12 protein-coding genes and 1 tRNA gene are annotated in these 14,903 nt (G+C 60.7%); 8 read left to right on the top strand and 5 right to left on the bottom strand.

All coding sequences use genetic code 11. The features are described from left to right. Positions 1 to 44 precede the first annotated feature (44 nt). Positions 45 to 872, bottom strand: coding sequence for a sulfite exporter TauE/SafE family protein (locus ACO07N_RS13585; protein ID WP_421981529.1), 828 nt, complete (start codon positions 870 to 872; stop codon positions 45 to 47). Positions 873 to 1,052: 180 nt separating this feature from the next. Here ACO07N_RS13585 and ACO07N_RS13580 point away from each other — a divergent pair, with 180 nt between their 5' ends. The 3 genes from ACO07N_RS13580 to ACO07N_RS13570 all read left to right on the top strand — a co-directional run bounded on the left by ACO07N_RS13580 (position 1,053) and on the right by ACO07N_RS13570 (position 2,900). Continuing rightward, positions 1,053 to 1,619: a DUF3291 domain-containing protein gene (locus tag ACO07N_RS13580; protein WP_421981528.1), complete on the top strand. Its 567-nt coding sequence runs from the start codon at positions 1,053 to 1,055 to the stop codon at positions 1,617 to 1,619. 125 nt (positions 1,620 to 1,744) lie between these two features. After that, on the top strand, positions 1,745 to 2,449 hold the full coding sequence (locus ACO07N_RS13575) for a pirin family protein (RefSeq protein ID WP_421981527.1): 705 nt from the start codon (positions 1,745 to 1,747) through the stop codon (positions 2,447 to 2,449). A 145-nt stretch (positions 2,450 to 2,594) separates the two neighbouring features. Beyond that, complete coding sequence (locus ACO07N_RS13570; RefSeq protein WP_421981526.1) at positions 2,595 to 2,900, top strand: GNAT family N-acetyltransferase; 306 nt, start codon at positions 2,595 to 2,597, stop codon at positions 2,898 to 2,900. Between the two features lie 48 nt (positions 2,901 to 2,948). Here the strand turns inward: ACO07N_RS13570 and ACO07N_RS13565 are convergent, their stop codons facing one another. Beyond that, positions 2,949 to 3,431, bottom strand: coding sequence for a hypothetical protein (locus tag ACO07N_RS13565; protein WP_421981525.1), 483 nt, complete (start codon positions 3,429 to 3,431; stop codon positions 2,949 to 2,951). A 187-nt stretch (positions 3,432 to 3,618) separates the two neighbouring features. On the opposite strand from ACO07N_RS13565, the gene ACO07N_RS13560 reads away from it, so the two are divergent. After that, on the top strand, positions 3,619 to 3,813 hold the full coding sequence (locus ACO07N_RS13560; RefSeq protein WP_421981524.1) for a hypothetical protein: 195 nt from the start codon (positions 3,619 to 3,621) through the stop codon (positions 3,811 to 3,813). Positions 3,814 to 4,190: 377 nt separating this feature from the next. After that, positions 4,191 to 4,925, top strand: coding sequence for a sulfotransferase family protein (locus ACO07N_RS13555; RefSeq protein WP_421981523.1), 735 nt, complete (start codon positions 4,191 to 4,193; stop codon positions 4,923 to 4,925). Between the two features lie 180 nt (positions 4,926 to 5,105). On the opposite strand, the gene ACO07N_RS13550 is transcribed toward ACO07N_RS13555, so the two are convergent. The 3 genes from ACO07N_RS13550 to ACO07N_RS13540 form a co-directional block, all read right to left on the bottom strand. Then, positions 5,106 to 5,182: transfer RNA gene (locus tag ACO07N_RS13550), tRNA-His, on the bottom strand. Positions 5,183 to 5,366: 184 nt separating this feature from the next. After that, a complete protein-coding gene (locus ACO07N_RS13545; protein WP_421981522.1) occupies positions 5,367 to 5,882 on the bottom strand; it encodes a phasin in 516 nt (171 codons plus the stop codon). A 363-nt stretch (positions 5,883 to 6,245) separates the two neighbouring features. Then, complete coding sequence (locus ACO07N_RS13540) at positions 6,246 to 6,632, bottom strand: phasin (RefSeq protein WP_421981521.1); 387 nt, start codon at positions 6,630 to 6,632, stop codon at positions 6,246 to 6,248. Between the two features lie 257 nt (positions 6,633 to 6,889). Between ACO07N_RS13540 and ACO07N_RS13535 the strand changes: the two genes are divergently transcribed. The 3 genes from ACO07N_RS13535 to ACO07N_RS13525 all read left to right on the top strand — a co-directional run bounded on the left by ACO07N_RS13535 (position 6,890) and on the right by ACO07N_RS13525 (position 14,903). Continuing rightward, positions 6,890 to 11,710 carry an ATP-binding protein gene (locus ACO07N_RS13535; RefSeq protein ID WP_421981520.1) on the top strand — a complete coding sequence of 1,607 codons (4,821 nt, stop codon included), beginning with the start codon at positions 6,890 to 6,892 and terminating at the stop codon, positions 11,708 to 11,710. A gap of 353 nt (positions 11,711 to 12,063) precedes the next feature. After that, complete coding sequence (locus tag ACO07N_RS13530) at positions 12,064 to 13,107, top strand: Fe(3+) ABC transporter substrate-binding protein (RefSeq protein ID WP_421981519.1); 1,044 nt, start codon at positions 12,064 to 12,066, stop codon at positions 13,105 to 13,107. A gap of 110 nt (positions 13,108 to 13,217) precedes the next feature. After that, the gene (locus ACO07N_RS13525; RefSeq protein ID WP_421981518.1) at positions 13,218 to 14,903 is read left to right on the top strand and encodes an ABC transporter permease; all 1,686 of its coding nucleotides are present in this window, start codon (positions 13,218 to 13,220) and stop codon (positions 14,901 to 14,903) included.

The following is a 14,903-nucleotide window of genomic DNA, read 5'->3' as shown; positions in this document are numbered from 1 at the left end:
GCTTTTGATCCAAGTATCACGGACGTTTGTGCCTGGGCCGTATCCTAGAAGAAAACGTCGTAGATCATGCGCAGACCCGTGAAGCCGAGGAACAGCGCGAATACGAGCTTCAGCTTCGACGGGTCGATGGCATGGGCGATCCTTGCGCCAAGCGGCGCCGTCAGCGTCGACGCCGGTATGATCAGCAGAAAGCCGATCAGGTTGACGTAACCCAGCGACAGGGGTGGCCGGCCGTCGAGATCAAAGCCGAAATAGATCGACAGCAGGGTTCCGGGGACCGCGATGATCAGGCCGATCGCTGCCGCGGTGCCAACGGCCTTGCGGATCGGATAGTTGAACAGCGTGAGCGTCGGCACGCCGAGGGTTCCGCCACCGATTCCCATCATCACCGATATGCCGCCGATCAGGAAACCGAGAACCTCCCGGAAGGGCGATCCGGGCAGTTTCTCGGCGAGATGCGATCCCTCTTTTCGAAAGATCATGTTTGCCGATACGGCAAGAGCGACAATGCCAAAGACCAGGGTCAGGGCTCCGCCGGAGATGTTGCCCGCAAGCGTCGCACCGGCCAGAACACCCAGCGCGATCGCCCACCACCAGCGTTTGAGGAGATCCATGTCCACGCTGCCGCGATTATAGTGTGCGCGCGCGGAAGACGCGCCCGTTGCCAGGATTGTCGCCAGCGATGTTCCGACCGCGACATGCATCAGGACGGATGGATCGATCTTCAGCGCGGTGAACATGTAGTAGAGAACCGGAACAATCACGATCCCGCCGCCAACGCCGAGCAATCCCGCGATGATACCCGCCACCACACCGGTGGCCAGGAGTGAGACCGCCAGCAGGCCGAGCGAAACGAGGCTGAGATCTTCCAACTTTACGTCCTTTCAAAAGCCGATGAACCGGATCACCGGCATGCAACCCGATGCTTTTAGGACAAGCCGGACCGGTTTTGCCAGCCGGATCTGGCAACAAATGGTTCCGATCCTCAAAGAAGCGCTTGATGTCCCCCCGGTTTGCGGACAGTGTGCAACGCTGAGGGATCGGGAGGAGACATGTCAGAACACTGGCTCGCGCTATATACATTCGCGCAATTCCGCACGCGTGCGGACGATCCGGTCAATGACGAATTCTTCAGCAGTGAACCGGTGATCTGGGCCGCGATGGAACGGGCCGACGGGTTCATCGCACGGGCCGGATACGAGGACGAACCCGGCACCGACATCTGGGGTGAACAGGCTTTCCCGAAATACTGGACCGACAATGGCGACGGCTGGGCCCCGTCTACGATTTCTCTCTGGCAGGATCTGGAATCCGCGCTGGCCGCGGTCTACAAGGGCGCGCACGCGGAGATCATGCGCCTTGGACATCTTTTTCAGAGCGACATCGCCGACTATCCGCCCTATGTCCTGTGGTGGGTGCCCAAGGACCACCAGCCGGACTGGGACGAGGCCGTCGAACGCCTGGAACTTCTCGGTGATGACGGACCGACGGCGGACGCCTTCACGTTCAAGGCCGCCTTCGCCCCAAACGGAAAACCGGTGACCGTGGACACCGACCGGTCCCGCGCCATTGCGGAACACAATCGCCTGCGGGCCGATCTGCCCAAATCCGTTCAGTAGGGATTGTTCAAAAATCGATGACTAATCGTCAAATTTCCAGGCGATTGTCAGAACGTGCTTTCATAACGATCTTAGGCCCAACAGCGCACGGCTTGCCCGTGCCACGATTGGGAAAGGATTGACACATGAACCAGATCTTACGTCCGTCGGATGCCCGCGGTGATGCCGATTTCGGCTGGCTGAAAAGCAAGCACACGTTTTCGTTCGGCTCCTATTTCGATCCGAACCATATCGGCTTCGGCGCACTGCGCGTGATCAACGAGGACCGGGTCGCGCCGTCCGGCGGGTTTCCGACCCATCCGCACCAGAACATGGAGATCATCTCCTATGTCGTCTCCGGCGGCCTGGAACACAAGGATTCGCTCGGGACCGGCTCGGTGATCCGTCCGGGCGACCTTCAGCGCATGAGCGCGGGCACCGGCGTGCGCCACAGCGAGTACAACCACTCGGTCACGGAACCCGTGCACTTCCTGCAGATCTGGATCGTGCCGGAGGCCGACGGTCTCACGCCAAGCTACGAGCAGAAGGCGTTTGCGGAAAACGAACGCCAGGACACGCTCCGGCTGATCGGATCGCGCGACGGGCGCGACGGGTCCGTGGTCATCCATCAGGATGTGGACCTCTTTGCGTCGCTTCTTTCCGCAGACAAGAGCGTTGCCTTCGACATCAAGCCCGGCAGGAAGGTCTGGCTGCAAATCGTCAAGGGAAAGATCAGCGTCGACGGCCAGGCGCTTGCCGCCGGTGACGGGCTCGGTCTTCTCGATGCGGGCACGATCAATCTGGCTGCGCAGGAGGCCGCGGAGTTCCTGCTCTTTGACCTAGCCGCCTAGGCGCCAGGGAGGGGGCCTGCCCCCTCCCTGACCTTTCTCGATCGATTTCACAGATAGCCGTCCTTCCCTGTGCGCTTCAAACTGATCCGCACCGGGGAAGGCATTCGTAACAGTTGCGAGCGGGGGCTCGTATCAGGAGGCAGGAATGTCCGGACCGTCTTCTCCATCCATCACCCATGAGCGTCAGGGCGCCAAGGGGCGTTACGTCGCGCTGATCGACGGCATCGAGGAACCCGCGGAGCTGACCTATTCCATCGTCAACGATCACCTGATCATTGCCGACCACACGGGCGTGCCCGACGCCATGCGCGGCATGGGTGTCGGCAAGGCGCTGGTGGAACGTCTTGTCACGGATGCGCGGGAGAAACAGATCAGGATCGTTCCCCTGTGTCCCTACGTGAACGCGCAACGACAGAAACATCCGGAATGGGCGGATGTGTTCCAGGGCTAAGTGATGGACCTATAAGCCTTGCTCCGGCAATCGGAACTGTCCTCACCATCAGCCTTGCGGCGGCGCATCCGTCTGCACGGCCTTGCATCCCCGGACCGACAGGAGCGTTTCGGTGAGCGTCTCGCCGGCCTGCCTGAAGGCCGCCTCCGTTATGTCCGGCCCGGCAGAGCCCAGTCTGTCCGCTGCCGCTTTCAGATCGCTCAAGGTGCGGTTCAATTCCGCAACCCGCACGGTCAGGGCGCGATCATCGCGGGCACCGGCCGTTTCCAGCTGGCGACCAAGCGCGGCAACGCTTCCGTCAACCGACCGCAATCGCTCCTTCAGCGCCGCCGGCGTCATTTCCAGCTTTGAGAGCGCGGCCTCGGTGACCGTTCCGGCAATCCGCTCGCTCGCCTGGTCGACGCGGTTCAGCACCACGATGACCAGCACGCACGCGACAATGACGAGAAGGGCCGTCGCGTTGATGACGGCGAGCAGCAACTGTCCGGGCAGGCGTTTCAGGCGGGTGGAAAGGGTCGGTGCGGAAGTCATGCGGCTTTTCCTCGATTGACGACGAGGGCTTCGCGCTGAACGGCCTTTAACGACGCTGCCCTCCTTGAACTATGAGGACAACAGGCGGCGCCACTGTCAATATCTGCAATTTTAACGAGCATGCCAAGCTGAAATAAACGCTTGGCTATTAAAAGAACCTATTCTTACACAAACGGGTTCGCTGACCATGAGACTGTCAAATATCGCCATTTCAATCGTCTGCGTGTATGCCGCCTCGGCGCTGATGAAACTGGGCAACGAGAAATACGAACTGGTCAAGGCCGATTTCGGCATCGCCGGCCCGCTCTTTATTCTGGCGACCGGTATCTTTCTCGTCATCCTCGGCATCGTGGTGTTCTTCCGCGCATTCCGGAAGGCGTGAGGCGGGGATTGGGGTCAGGCTGGCTCCACGAGCTTTATCGTCGCGGAACTTCATTGCACACATGCTGAAAACGTCGCGCCGGTTCCGTTGCGCTGGCAAGGCTGCTGCGACAGTGGGCACGAAGACCCGACATTGCTCTCGGATGATCGTGTATTCAAAAAATTCTGCGTCTCGGTTTTTAAGCACTCAAAATCGAAACAAAAAAGTAGTAAATCTCACTTCGATATCAAATATTTAGTGTCACTTTCAATAATAAATCCCACTCACAATTTTAATATTATGTTATGTTAAAAATAAAACTTTATTTATGTTAAGTTAAATTGCGCAATATTTTCTTTTTTACTAACTAACGACTCCACTTCAATTGGAGTCAACCTTTGAAATTCACCAGAAAATTCAAGAAATCATATGCAAAGCGCTTCGTGCTCGGTGATCACATACGAACCAGCAACTTTTACGATGCCGACTGCGTCGCCGTGTTTCCCGAAATAAAATTATGCTTCAACAGGATCAAAAAATCCGGAAATACAAGCACTGTGGGTTTCCTGTCCGACGTTTGCAACTACACCAGGTCACCTACGACAGAGCAGATGAAGACCCAAGTTACCTGCGTCAGAACGATGACGATCAAGCAACTGAGGGCGACACTTGGTTATCACTCTCTAACCGTCGCGAGAGACCCATATTCCAGAACGCTGTCGGCTTTTCTGGATAAGGTTGCACGCGGTGCATACAGCGAACTCGCTTGCGTACCTGGATACGGGGACAGGACCGTGTCCGGCTTTCACCAGTTTCTTGATTTCCTGCTGGCAGGCGGAACACGCTACGACCGTCACTTCTGGCCACAGACCGACCTGTTGTTCCAGCCGATCGAGCGTTTCGACTGCGTTGCCCGACTTGAGAATCTGCATAATGATCTGAGCGCGTTCCTTCTCAAGATCGGTGTTCACGAGAGCCGCATTCAGGACATGAGGACGCCGCACGAAATGGAACAGTCGGAACGGGGCAAGGTTACGAACGCTGCGCAAAGAATGGCAAAGTTCTACAACGAAGAAGCCCGTACTAAGGTAGCGCAGATTTACCACTCAGATTTTGCCGCGTTTGGATACTGAAGCAGTTACCTCTTCAGGACCTAAACGGCATGGGAGCTTCATGCGGGAAGGCCACATTCAGGGCAAAGGACAGCGCATTACCCGGCAGCGGCTGTCGTCTTGCCACAAGTTACGAGCTCCTCGGCGGAGGGGTGTTCCGATCCGGCGCCAAGCAAACACATGAAACAGGTTTTTTGGGAATGGTACAGACGAGTGGATTCGAACCACCGACCTTCGGAGCCACAATCCGACGCTCTAACCAACTGAGCTACGTCTGCAAAGGTCTTGAAGTGGCGCGGACGATACTCGCCCGGGACGCCATTTGCAAGGGCGTCTTCTAAACCCGTTTCCCATTGCAGGCAAGCGCGAATTTTCGGAAAAACCGGGTTGTTGAAAAGCAAAAGCCCGGGGCAGGACCCCGGGCCGAATAGCGTGCCGCATCCGATGTGCAGCGCACCCCGATCAGTTGACCTTGATGTCCTTGAAGGATTTTTCCATCGCTTCCTTGACCGGAGCGGAAACGTCGGTGCCGAGCTTGGTGGCCAGTTCCTGCATTTCCTTGGTCTGCGCGCTCAGAGCGTCGAACTGCTGGCGTGCGAACGTGGACTGAAGCTCGATGGCTTCAGCAAGGGTCTTCACGGACATGATGTCCTTGATGAAGTTGAAGGTCGCATCCGCATTGGTCTTCGCAGCGTCGACAGCCTTGTGGTTGAATTCGACAACGCCCTGGCGGGAGGTTTCGAACGTGTCTTCCATCAGATCGGTCGCGTCTTCAGCAGCGGTCTTGACCTTTGCATATGCTTCGCGTGCGCTCTCGATGCCTTTTTCGGTGGCTTCGCGGAAAGCAGCCGGAACTTCCATTTTCGGCATGGCGAACGCTTCGAAATCCGGGAAAGCCGGTGCAGCAGCCGGAGCGGCCTTGGCTTTGGTTGCGCGGCTCTTGGGAGCAGCTTTTGCAGTCGTGGTTGCTTCTGTCATGATCTCATCTCCTTATGTCCGGATGCGATCACTGGTGCAAATTCCATTCGCCGGATCGTGTCGCCGGCGAACCCTGTCGTCATCCGCAGACCCTACATAGTGCATCTTTTGCTGCATTGCAATATTTTTTTGCACTGCACAATAAAACTTCCGTTGGGTCCGGCTGGAGTTTTGAAAGGCTGGGGGCGGCCGGTCCCTGCGCGTGTCCGCTTCGGACGGGCTGATCGCTGTTCCCGGCGACACATGGCCCATTGCGCCGCGCCCGGCTCGGCGCGGGGCGAGCGCTCGCTGGCCCCGGGTGGCCGGCAGGACCAGTGACAGGCCACAGGACCGGTGCGTGAGTCGCGGCCCGGCGCGGTTCGGCTATTTCTTCTGGGCGGCCTTGGCGGCGTCCTGGACGGCTTTCGTGGCCGAGTTGGAGAATTCGCGCGCCTGCTCGCCAAGGGCTTCCATCTGACCGCGCAGGTAGGTCTGCTGCAGCTTCATCATGTCCTCGACATTGTCGGCCTTGACCAGTTCCTGTGCGAACTTGAAGGCCGCGTTGACATGCTCTTCCGCGTAAGTCAGCGCCTTCTTGTTGACGTCGGCCGCGCCCGCCTGCACGGCGTTGGCGCTGTCTTCGACATTGGTGACGGCCTTGTGCGTGGCGCCCATGAAATCGTCGAACGCCTTGCGCGCCTGATCGACGCTCTTTTCCGCGAACTCGCGCATTTGCTCGGGGACTTCAAAACCGGTCTTGTCAGTGCTCATGTCAGCGCTCCTCGGATGACGGACGGGCCGGTCCGCCTCTTCTCAGTAATTACCTTGCCAAAAATTCGTAACATGCAGATGGCAATCCGGCAAACAAATGGGGACAGATTAACCACGCCTTCATGTAAGTCCTTTAGCAAACTTGCTTTACATGGACGACGCTAAGCTTTGCTTGTATTAACAGAGTGTTTATGCACGCAGGCAAATTGGAAACAGCCTCGCCAAAATTCGGTATCGCCGACCATCGGAGCAACACCATGGACAATCAGACCCAATCATTCCTGGAACTGTGTGCCATGAATGATCTGGTCCAGCTTGCCGCCGACAAGCGGGCGGCGTGGCTGTGGTCTGCCGATGGCGCCCGGATCCTGTGGTCGAACGCCGCCGGCGCCGCTTTTTTTTCCGCGCAATCCGTTGCCGATGTCCATGCGCTGACCGCTCTGGAGCGCTCGCCTGCGCGCCCGCATATCGCCCGCATCGCTACCTCGGGCCTGACGGACAGGTTCAGCATCGACCGACTCCGGTTCTACCGTGGCCTCCGGGTCATGCTGCTGACCTGCCAGTGCAAGCGGGTCGACCTGGGCAACGGCGAGACCGCCGCCCTGATCGTGTGCAGCGACAAGGGACTGGCCTTGACCAAGGAGCCGATCCCGGCCTTTGCCCATCTTCTGCGCTCGGCGGGCTCGACCGTCTTCCTCGTTTCGGAGGGCACGACGGACGAGTCGCACGGTGTCCTGGAAGGCACGCCGGAGACCATCAGCCTGCCCGAGGGCCAGAAGGTGCTGATCGGCCCGTTGGAACTGAATGGCCGTAGCCATGACGGCGGGATGCTGCAGATCCCCGCAGGGCCACAGATCTACGTGCTGAGCGATGACGCCCTGGAAGAGCCCGATGAAGACGAAACGGATCTTCCCGGCGAAGACGGTCCAGCGCTCGAAGACGTGGCACCCCTCGCGCCTGCCCTTGCCTCCGCAGTCCCGGACGACGCGTCCGTTGCCGAAACGGCTGCCCCCGAAACTCTAGCTGACACGCAACCCGTGGAACCGGAAGAATTCGACGCGGCCGAAGAGACCGCTGCGTCCGCCGGAACGCTGGAAGATGCCGCCCGGCAGGACGAAGACCTTGCCGGCGCAGAAAGCGCCGAAGACGCGCCGGACGCGGATGCCGACGTGCAAAAGGAGACGGCCGCAGATGACGCGCCCCCCGATGCGGCGGAAGATGATGCGGACGTCGAAACGGCCCAGGACGAAGCGATCGAAGAGGCGGAGACCGCGACCGAACCGGAGGCAGACGCTGGCGGCGCTGCCGATGAAGACCTGACTGCACCGGATGGCGAAGATGCGGCGTCTGCCGAAGCGGAAGAGACCGGGGACAGTTCCGAAGCACACTTCGTGTTCCAACCGCGGCGCAGGCCGGTCCGGTTTGCCTGGAAGATGGATGTCGACCAGCGCTTCACCTTTCTCTCGGACGAATTTGCCGAGGTGCTTGGCCCGGACGCCACAGACATTGTCGGGTGCACCTGGCAAGAAGTATCCGATGAATTCGCACTCGACCCGCGCGACCAGATTTCAAGAGCGCTGGACAGGCGCGACACATGGAGCGGCAAGACGGTCGCCTGGCCCGTGACCGGAGCGGCGTTGCGCGTTCCCGTCGACCTGGCCGCATTGCCCGCCTTCGACAGAAACAGGAAATTCGAAGGATACCGGGGTTTCGGTGTCTGCCGGACATCCGACGCCGTGCCGGATCCGAGCGGGTTCATTCCCATGCCGGTGCCAGCACCCGACAACGCGGCAGCCGAAGAAGATCTGCAGCAGTCCTTAGACGACGACGCAGATGCGTCCGGCATGTCTGATGCCGTTTCGGACCCGATTGAACCGGCCGGCGAAGAAGACCCCGCCGACCATGCGCCGGAGAGCGAACTCGAAATCGAAACCGGGGAAGAAGCAGGCACCGAGCCCGACGCACACAACCAGGAATTCGGCACGCCTGAAACAGACGGGCCGGATGCCGAAGGTGCGGAACACGACGCTACACCGGACGCTGGCGACAGCCTTGAAGACGAAGCCGCACAAGAGCCATCTCTCGCCTCCGGCATGGATGACGCTGCTGCGGAAGAAACCCCGGATGTTTCCGGCGACACGGAAGAGACGGGTGACGCCGATGGTGTCTCCTCGTCACAGGACGAACCTGCGGTTTCTTCAGATCATCGGGAGGAAGAACCGACCGGGGCCCTGGACGAGAGTTCCGGGGAAGGCCGTGAAGACCGAGACGGACAAAGCGCGGCAGACCTGACACCCGCCAAACCGGATTCCCTTGGCGGCAGGACTTTCCTGGGAGCCAGCGCGGCAGCACTGGTCGGGTCGCTTGCAAGGTTCAAGGGCAAGAAGACACCAGCCGCCGCTGCGGCGTCCAACGACCAGGATGATATCCCGGCAGAGACACCGGCTGAAGACATCAGCCTTTCGGAAGACCTGAAGAACGCCGCAGCCGCTCTCGATGCCGGTCTTGATGGCGACCTGTCCGCGATTGACGACAACGAACCCTCCGAGGACGAGCCCGCGCCGACAGAAGAAGATGACGTGGCCGCTCCGGACATGGTCGCCGATGAGAGCGGCGAACACAGTCCTGAAGACGAATCCGAACCGGCACTGGCTGAAGAAAACGATGCGCCGCCCGCCGCGGAGATCGACCCCGAGCCCGCCGACGAGGAGGCAGGGTTCCCCGAGGCCGCTTTCAGCCATGAAAACGGAGACTACATCGCGGAAGTGTCGGTCTCCGAGCAAAACGAAGACCGGCCGGATGAGCGCGCGCCTGAACCCACTAGCGCCGAGACCGAGGCCGAAGAGCCGGTCGGGGTCGCCGGATCGGCTCCGCTGAAACCGGCGGAAATCGAAAAAGCGGTCAAGACGCTGGCCAAGTCCTACAAACCGCCGGAGCGCCGCTCGCCGGACCTGTTCGATGAGGCCGCCGACACCAAGACTGCAGACGAGGCGGTGACCGATCCCGCGGTGAACGCCGGCGAAGACAGTCACCGGGAAGAAACGGGCGTTGAGGCAAACGCGACCCCTGCGGAACAAGAAGACGACACGGCGCTCTCATCGGACGATGTGCAGGACGAGCCGTCCGGCGCAGAAGCCGTAGAGGAAACCGTCGAAGACCCGTCAAGCGCCCCGGACGACGAAAACGAAGCCACCGACCAGCCCAGCGCCGATCTTCTGCCGGAGACCGAGGAAGATCCCGCGCTCGACGAAGAGCGCGAGTTTTTCGAGGAAACGGCCGCATTCGAGCACGAGGAACGCGCCGCGGAAGCGGAAGGCGCTGCTCCGGATGAGGCCGAGCCGTCCCGCAAGACCGGTGAAGTCATTCCGCTTGCAACCGCGCGGCCGCGTGTCGTCCCGGTCGATACGTCCGGCCTGTCGCGCCCGGAACGCCAGGCGTTCCGCAAGATCGCGGAAGCGCTCGGAGCACGTCTCGAGGGTGATCTGGAGGACTTCGAGGCCCCGGACCCGGAAGACGGTGATGTTGTCGGCGATCTGCCGCCGGACGTACCGGAAGCCGGGCCGATCGACCCCAGCCTGCTCGACCGTCTGCCGATCGGAATTGCGATCGTCCACGACCGGGAAGTCCTTTACGCCAACAAGGCGCTTCTTTCCATGCTCGGCTACACATCCATTGCCGCGCTGTCGGAGGCCGGCGGGCTCGAAGCGCTCTTCATCGACGACACCGATGAATTCGCCGACGCCGTCGGCGTGGATGGCGAGGTCGACGAGGCCATGAAGGTGCGTCTTGCCGACGGCGGTGTGCTCACCGTGGACGCCCATATGCATTCCGTTCCGTGGAACGGTACCCGCGGCCTGATGATTTCCATCAGCAAGCGCGAGACGAAACAGGTCTCCGCGGCGCCGACGCTCTCGTCGCCCAACTTTTTCGCCGAGGTCCGGTCCGAGCTGGACAATGCCCATGACCAGATCGCCGAAATGGACACGATCCTCGAAACCGCGACCGATGGTGTGCTGGTGCTCGACCAGCATGGCACGATCGTGAAGGTGAACGGGTCCGCAGAGGCGCTATTCAGCGCCAATCGCGCCGATATGATCGGTGCACCGTTCACCCAGTACCTGGCCCCCGAGAGCCACCGTGCCGCCATGGACTATCTCGACGGATTGTCCCGCAACGGGGTCGCGAGCATTCTGAATGACGGCCGCGAGGTTCTCGGACAGGTTCCGGCCGGAGGGCTCATTCCGCTGTTCATGACCATGGGCCGCATCACCAACCGGGACGACGATGCCAAGTACTGTGCCGTCCTGCGTGACATCACCCAGTGGAAGACGGCCGAGGAAGAACTGACCCAGGCCAAACGGCAGGCTGAGAACGCCAGTTCCCAGAAATCGGATTTCCTGGCCAAGATCAGCCACGAGATCCGCACACCGCTCAACGCGATCATCGGCTTTTCGGAAGTCATGATGGAGGAGCGGTTCGGCTCGATCGGCAACGACCGGTACAAGGACTACCTAAAGGACATCCGCACGTCCGGTTCTCACATCATGAGCCTGGTCAACGATCTGCTGGACCTGTCCAAGATCGAGGCGGGGAAGCTTGACCTGAAATTCACGGCCGTCTCGACCAACGACGTGATCAACGAGTGCGTTGCGCTGATGCAGCCGCAGGCGAACAGGGAGCGCGTCATCATCCGGGCCAGCCTTCCCGATTCCGTGCCCGATGTCGTCGCCGACCAGAGATCGCTTCGTCAGATCGTGCTGAACCTCCTGTCCAACGGCATCAAGTACAACAAGTCCGGCGGCCAGGTGATCCTGTCGACCGCCCTGGAAAGCAACGGCGAGGTTGCGCTGCGGGTTCGCGATACGGGCACCGGCATGACGTCCAAGCAGCTCAGTGCAGCCCTGGAGCCGTTCCGGCAGCTGCACACCTCCAGCCGTGGCGGCGGCACCGGCCTCGGGCTGCCGTTGACCAAGGCGCTTGTGGAAGCGAACCGCGCAAGCTTCCATATCGATTCGACGCCCGACCAGGGAACGCTTGTCGAGATCGTCTTCCCGACCCAGCGGGTTCTGTCGGAATAAGGTCCACCGGACCTGTTGCGCTGCCGGTCGCGGTCGACGGCGCGCGAGACACGCTCACCGTAGGTTCCCGTTTCGATGAAATGGAAAAGATGTGCCGTTCACGTTTTCGTGAACAGCGCGGCGCGCATGCCCCGGCGGGTGGCTCCGATTAAAAGTAGAGGCTTAAACTCCTGTTTTCCCTTTCCTTTTGAACGCTATAGTGGAGCCAAAAACTCCAGTTAGTTTTGAATCATTCTAAAGTATTGATTTTATTATCTTTATTGACTTCTTCCCGCCCTGGCGACATATTCCCCGCCAATCGCTGCGGCGCTTCAGCCGGGGCGGCATACCAACCGGATCTCTGGGAGAGTTCTATGCGTTCCACCCTTCGCGCCCTGACCGGCGTCCTGGCCATGACCACCGTCACCTTTGCCGCTGCGCCGGCAATCGCGGCAGACGAGGTCAATATCTATTCCTACCGTCAGCCTTTCCTGATCCAGCCGCTGCTGGATGCCTTTACGGCTGAAACCGGTATCAAGCCGAACGTGATCTTTGCTTCCAAGGGTCTCGGCGAACGGATCGCGGCCGAAGGCGACAACTCTCCCGCCGACGTTCTCCTGACCGTCGACATCGGCCGCCTGGATGGCGCCAAGCAGCTCGGCATCACGCAGCCCGTCGTTTCGGATGTGGTCAACGAGAACATCCCCGCACAGTTCCGCGACCCGGAAGGCCACTGGATCGGCCTGACCAACCGCGCCCGCATCATCTACGCCTCCAGGGACCGGGTCGACCAGGACAGCATTACCTATGAAGAACTCGCCGACCCGAAGTGGAAGGGCCGTGTCTGCACCCGTTCCGGTCAGCACGTCTACACGATCGGCCTGATCGCCTCCATGGTCGCCCATCACGGTGCGGAGAAGACCGAGGAATGGCTTGCCGGTGTCCGTGACAACCTGGCGCGCAAGCCGGCCGGGAACGACCGGGCGCAGGTGAAGGCGATCTATGCCGGCGAATGCGACATTTCCATCGGCAACACCTATTACATGGGCAAGATGGAAACCAACGACAAAGAGCCGGAACAGAAGGAATGGGCCAAGTCCGTTCGCATTCTCTTCCCGAACGCGGACGAGCGCGGCACACATGTCAACCTGGCCGGTATCGTTCTGGCGAAAAACGCACCGAACAAGGACAACGCGGTCAAGCTGATCGAGTTCCTGTCCTCCGCCAACGCGCAGAAGATCTATGCCGAAACCAACTTCGAATACCCGGTCACGCCCGGTGTCGAGGTGTCCGAGCGGGTCCAGGGCTGGGGCGAACTGAACCCGGACGATCTTTCCCTTGCCGACATCGCCGAGAACCGCAAGACCGCCAGCGAGATCGTCGACAAGGTCGGTTTTGACAACGGGCCAGCCTCCTGACCGCGTCGACAAGATAATGCCGAAAGCGCCGCAATCTGCGGCGCTTTTTGCATTCCGTGCGGATTCCCGATAGAGGTTTCCGCGAGCCACCACGAACAGACAGATTATTCTTGCTGCGCACCCCCTCGCTTACCCTGACCGACCGTTTCTGGCAGATCGCCGCGATCGCGATCACGGGGCTCGTGTTGCTGCCGATCGCTGCCATCGTCTGGATCGCGCTCAGTCCGACGGGTGATCTCTGGGGCCAGTTGCTGCGCACCGTTCTGCCCGGCTCGCTGCAGACCACGCTGTTGCTGATGGCAGGTGTGGGCGTCATTACGGCAGCCGTCGGCGTAGGCACCGCCTGGATCGTGACCATGTGCGCGTTTCCTGGCCGCAAGATCCTCGATTGGGCGCTCCTCGTTCCGCTCGCGGTCCCGACCTACATCGTCGCCTTCGCCTATATCGAAATCCTCGACTATACCGGCCCGGTCCAAAGCCTGATCCGGTCGCTCTTCGGGTTCAAGACCTCACGCGAGTACTGGTTCCCGGAAATCAGGTCGCTGGGGGGCGCCGTTTTCGTGATGAGTGCGGTCCTCTACCCGTACGTCTACCTGACGGCGCGGGCGAGCTTCCTGATCCAGTCGGCGTCGATGCTGGATGTGTCGCGGACGCTCGGGGCGTCGCCCTACGGCCTTTTCTTCCGGATCGCGCTTCCCCTGGCCCGTCCGGCAATCGCCATCGGCGTGTCGCTTGCGCTGATGGAATGCCTCAACGATATCGGCGCGGTGACCTTCTTCGGCGTCAGAACGCTGACCTTCTCCGTCTATGATGTGTGGTTGAACAGATCCAGCCTGAGCGGTGCGGCACAGCTCGCCCTCGCCATGCTCGTGATGGTGCTGCTGCTCATCTGGCTGGAGCGGCTCGGGCGGAGCAGGCAACGTTTCGACGCGGGGGGCAGTTCGAAACAGCGGGCGCCGACACGCTTTACCCTGACTGGCTTCAGGGCCGGCCTGGTCTTTGCCGTCTGCTTTCTGCCGATCCTCTTCGGGTTTGTTATCCCCGGCCTGCTGCTCGCTGACCGTGCCAGCAGGCGCCTCGATACGCTGCTGACCCCAGGCTTCCTCGAAACGGTCTGGAACAGCTTCAGCCTTGCCGCTATCGCCGCATTGATCACCGTCGTCATTTCCGTCGCGCTTGCCTATGCCCTGCGGATCAACAACAAGGGCCCGCTGAAAGCGGCCGTCAGGCTGGCATCGGTGGGCTATGCCATCCCCGGAACCGTGCTTGCGATCGGGATCCTGATCCCGCTGGCGACATTCGACAACGCGCTCGACGCCTGGATGCGCGACACCTTCGGCATCAAGACCGGGCTGCTTCTGCTCGGCAGCGGCACCGGTCTCGTCTACGCCTACGTGGTCCGCTTTCTCGCTGTTTCCTATGGCCAGGTCGAAGGCGGCTTCGGGCGGATCACGCCGCACCTGGACATGGCCGCACGGACTCTTGGACGAAATAGCGGACAGACACTCACGCAGGTTCATATTCCGCTTCTGAAGCCGATCCTTTTGTCGGCGGCGCTGCTCAGCTTTGTCGATTGCATGAAGGAATTGCCCGCGACGATCCTGCTGCGCCCGTTCAACTTCGAAACGCTGGCCACGACCGTCTTCGAGGCGGCTTCGCGCGAAGCCTTCGAGGAAGCCGCTTTGCCGTCCCTCGCCATCGTTCTGGTCGGCCTGATCCCCGTGATCTACCTGGCCCGGTCGAGCGCGGCGTCGTTCCGCACGAAGATGTCGAAGCGGACGCAAGCCGCCGCCTGA

It is taken from the genome of Roseibium sp. (genome assembly GCF_965229775.1).
GTDB lineage: Bacteria > Pseudomonadota > Alphaproteobacteria > Rhizobiales > Stappiaceae > Roseibium.
The sequence above is the reverse complement of the archived record's forward strand: the minus strand, read 5'-3'. Positions and strand labels throughout refer to the sequence as shown.

Excerpts from the sequence above, each read along its gene's own strand:
- ACO07N_RS13580 (WP_421981528.1), top strand. The coding sequence starts at position 1,053 with ATGTCAGAACACTGGCTCGCGCTATATACATTCGCGCAATTCCGCACG.
- ACO07N_RS13575 (WP_421981527.1), top strand. The coding sequence starts at position 1,745 with ATGAACCAGATCTTACGTCCGTCGGATGCCCGCGGTGATGCCGATTTC.
- ACO07N_RS13570 (WP_421981526.1), top strand. The coding sequence starts at position 2,595 with ATGTCCGGACCGTCTTCTCCATCCATCACCCATGAGCGTCAGGGCGCC.
- ACO07N_RS13565 (WP_421981525.1), bottom strand. The coding sequence starts at position 3,431 with ATGACTTCCGCACCGACCCTTTCCACCCGCCTGAAACGCCTGCCCGGA.
- ACO07N_RS13560 (WP_421981524.1), top strand. The coding sequence starts at position 3,619 with ATGAGACTGTCAAATATCGCCATTTCAATCGTCTGCGTGTATGCCGCC.
- ACO07N_RS13545 (WP_421981522.1), bottom strand. The coding sequence starts at position 5,882 with ATGACAGAAGCAACCACGACTGCAAAAGCTGCTCCCAAGAGCCGCGCA.
- ACO07N_RS13540 (WP_421981521.1), bottom strand. The coding sequence starts at position 6,632 with ATGAGCACTGACAAGACCGGTTTTGAAGTCCCCGAGCAAATGCGCGAG.
- ACO07N_RS13535 (WP_421981520.1), top strand. The coding sequence starts at position 6,890 with ATGGACAATCAGACCCAATCATTCCTGGAACTGTGTGCCATGAATGAT.
- ACO07N_RS13530 (WP_421981519.1), top strand. The coding sequence starts at position 12,064 with ATGCGTTCCACCCTTCGCGCCCTGACCGGCGTCCTGGCCATGACCACC.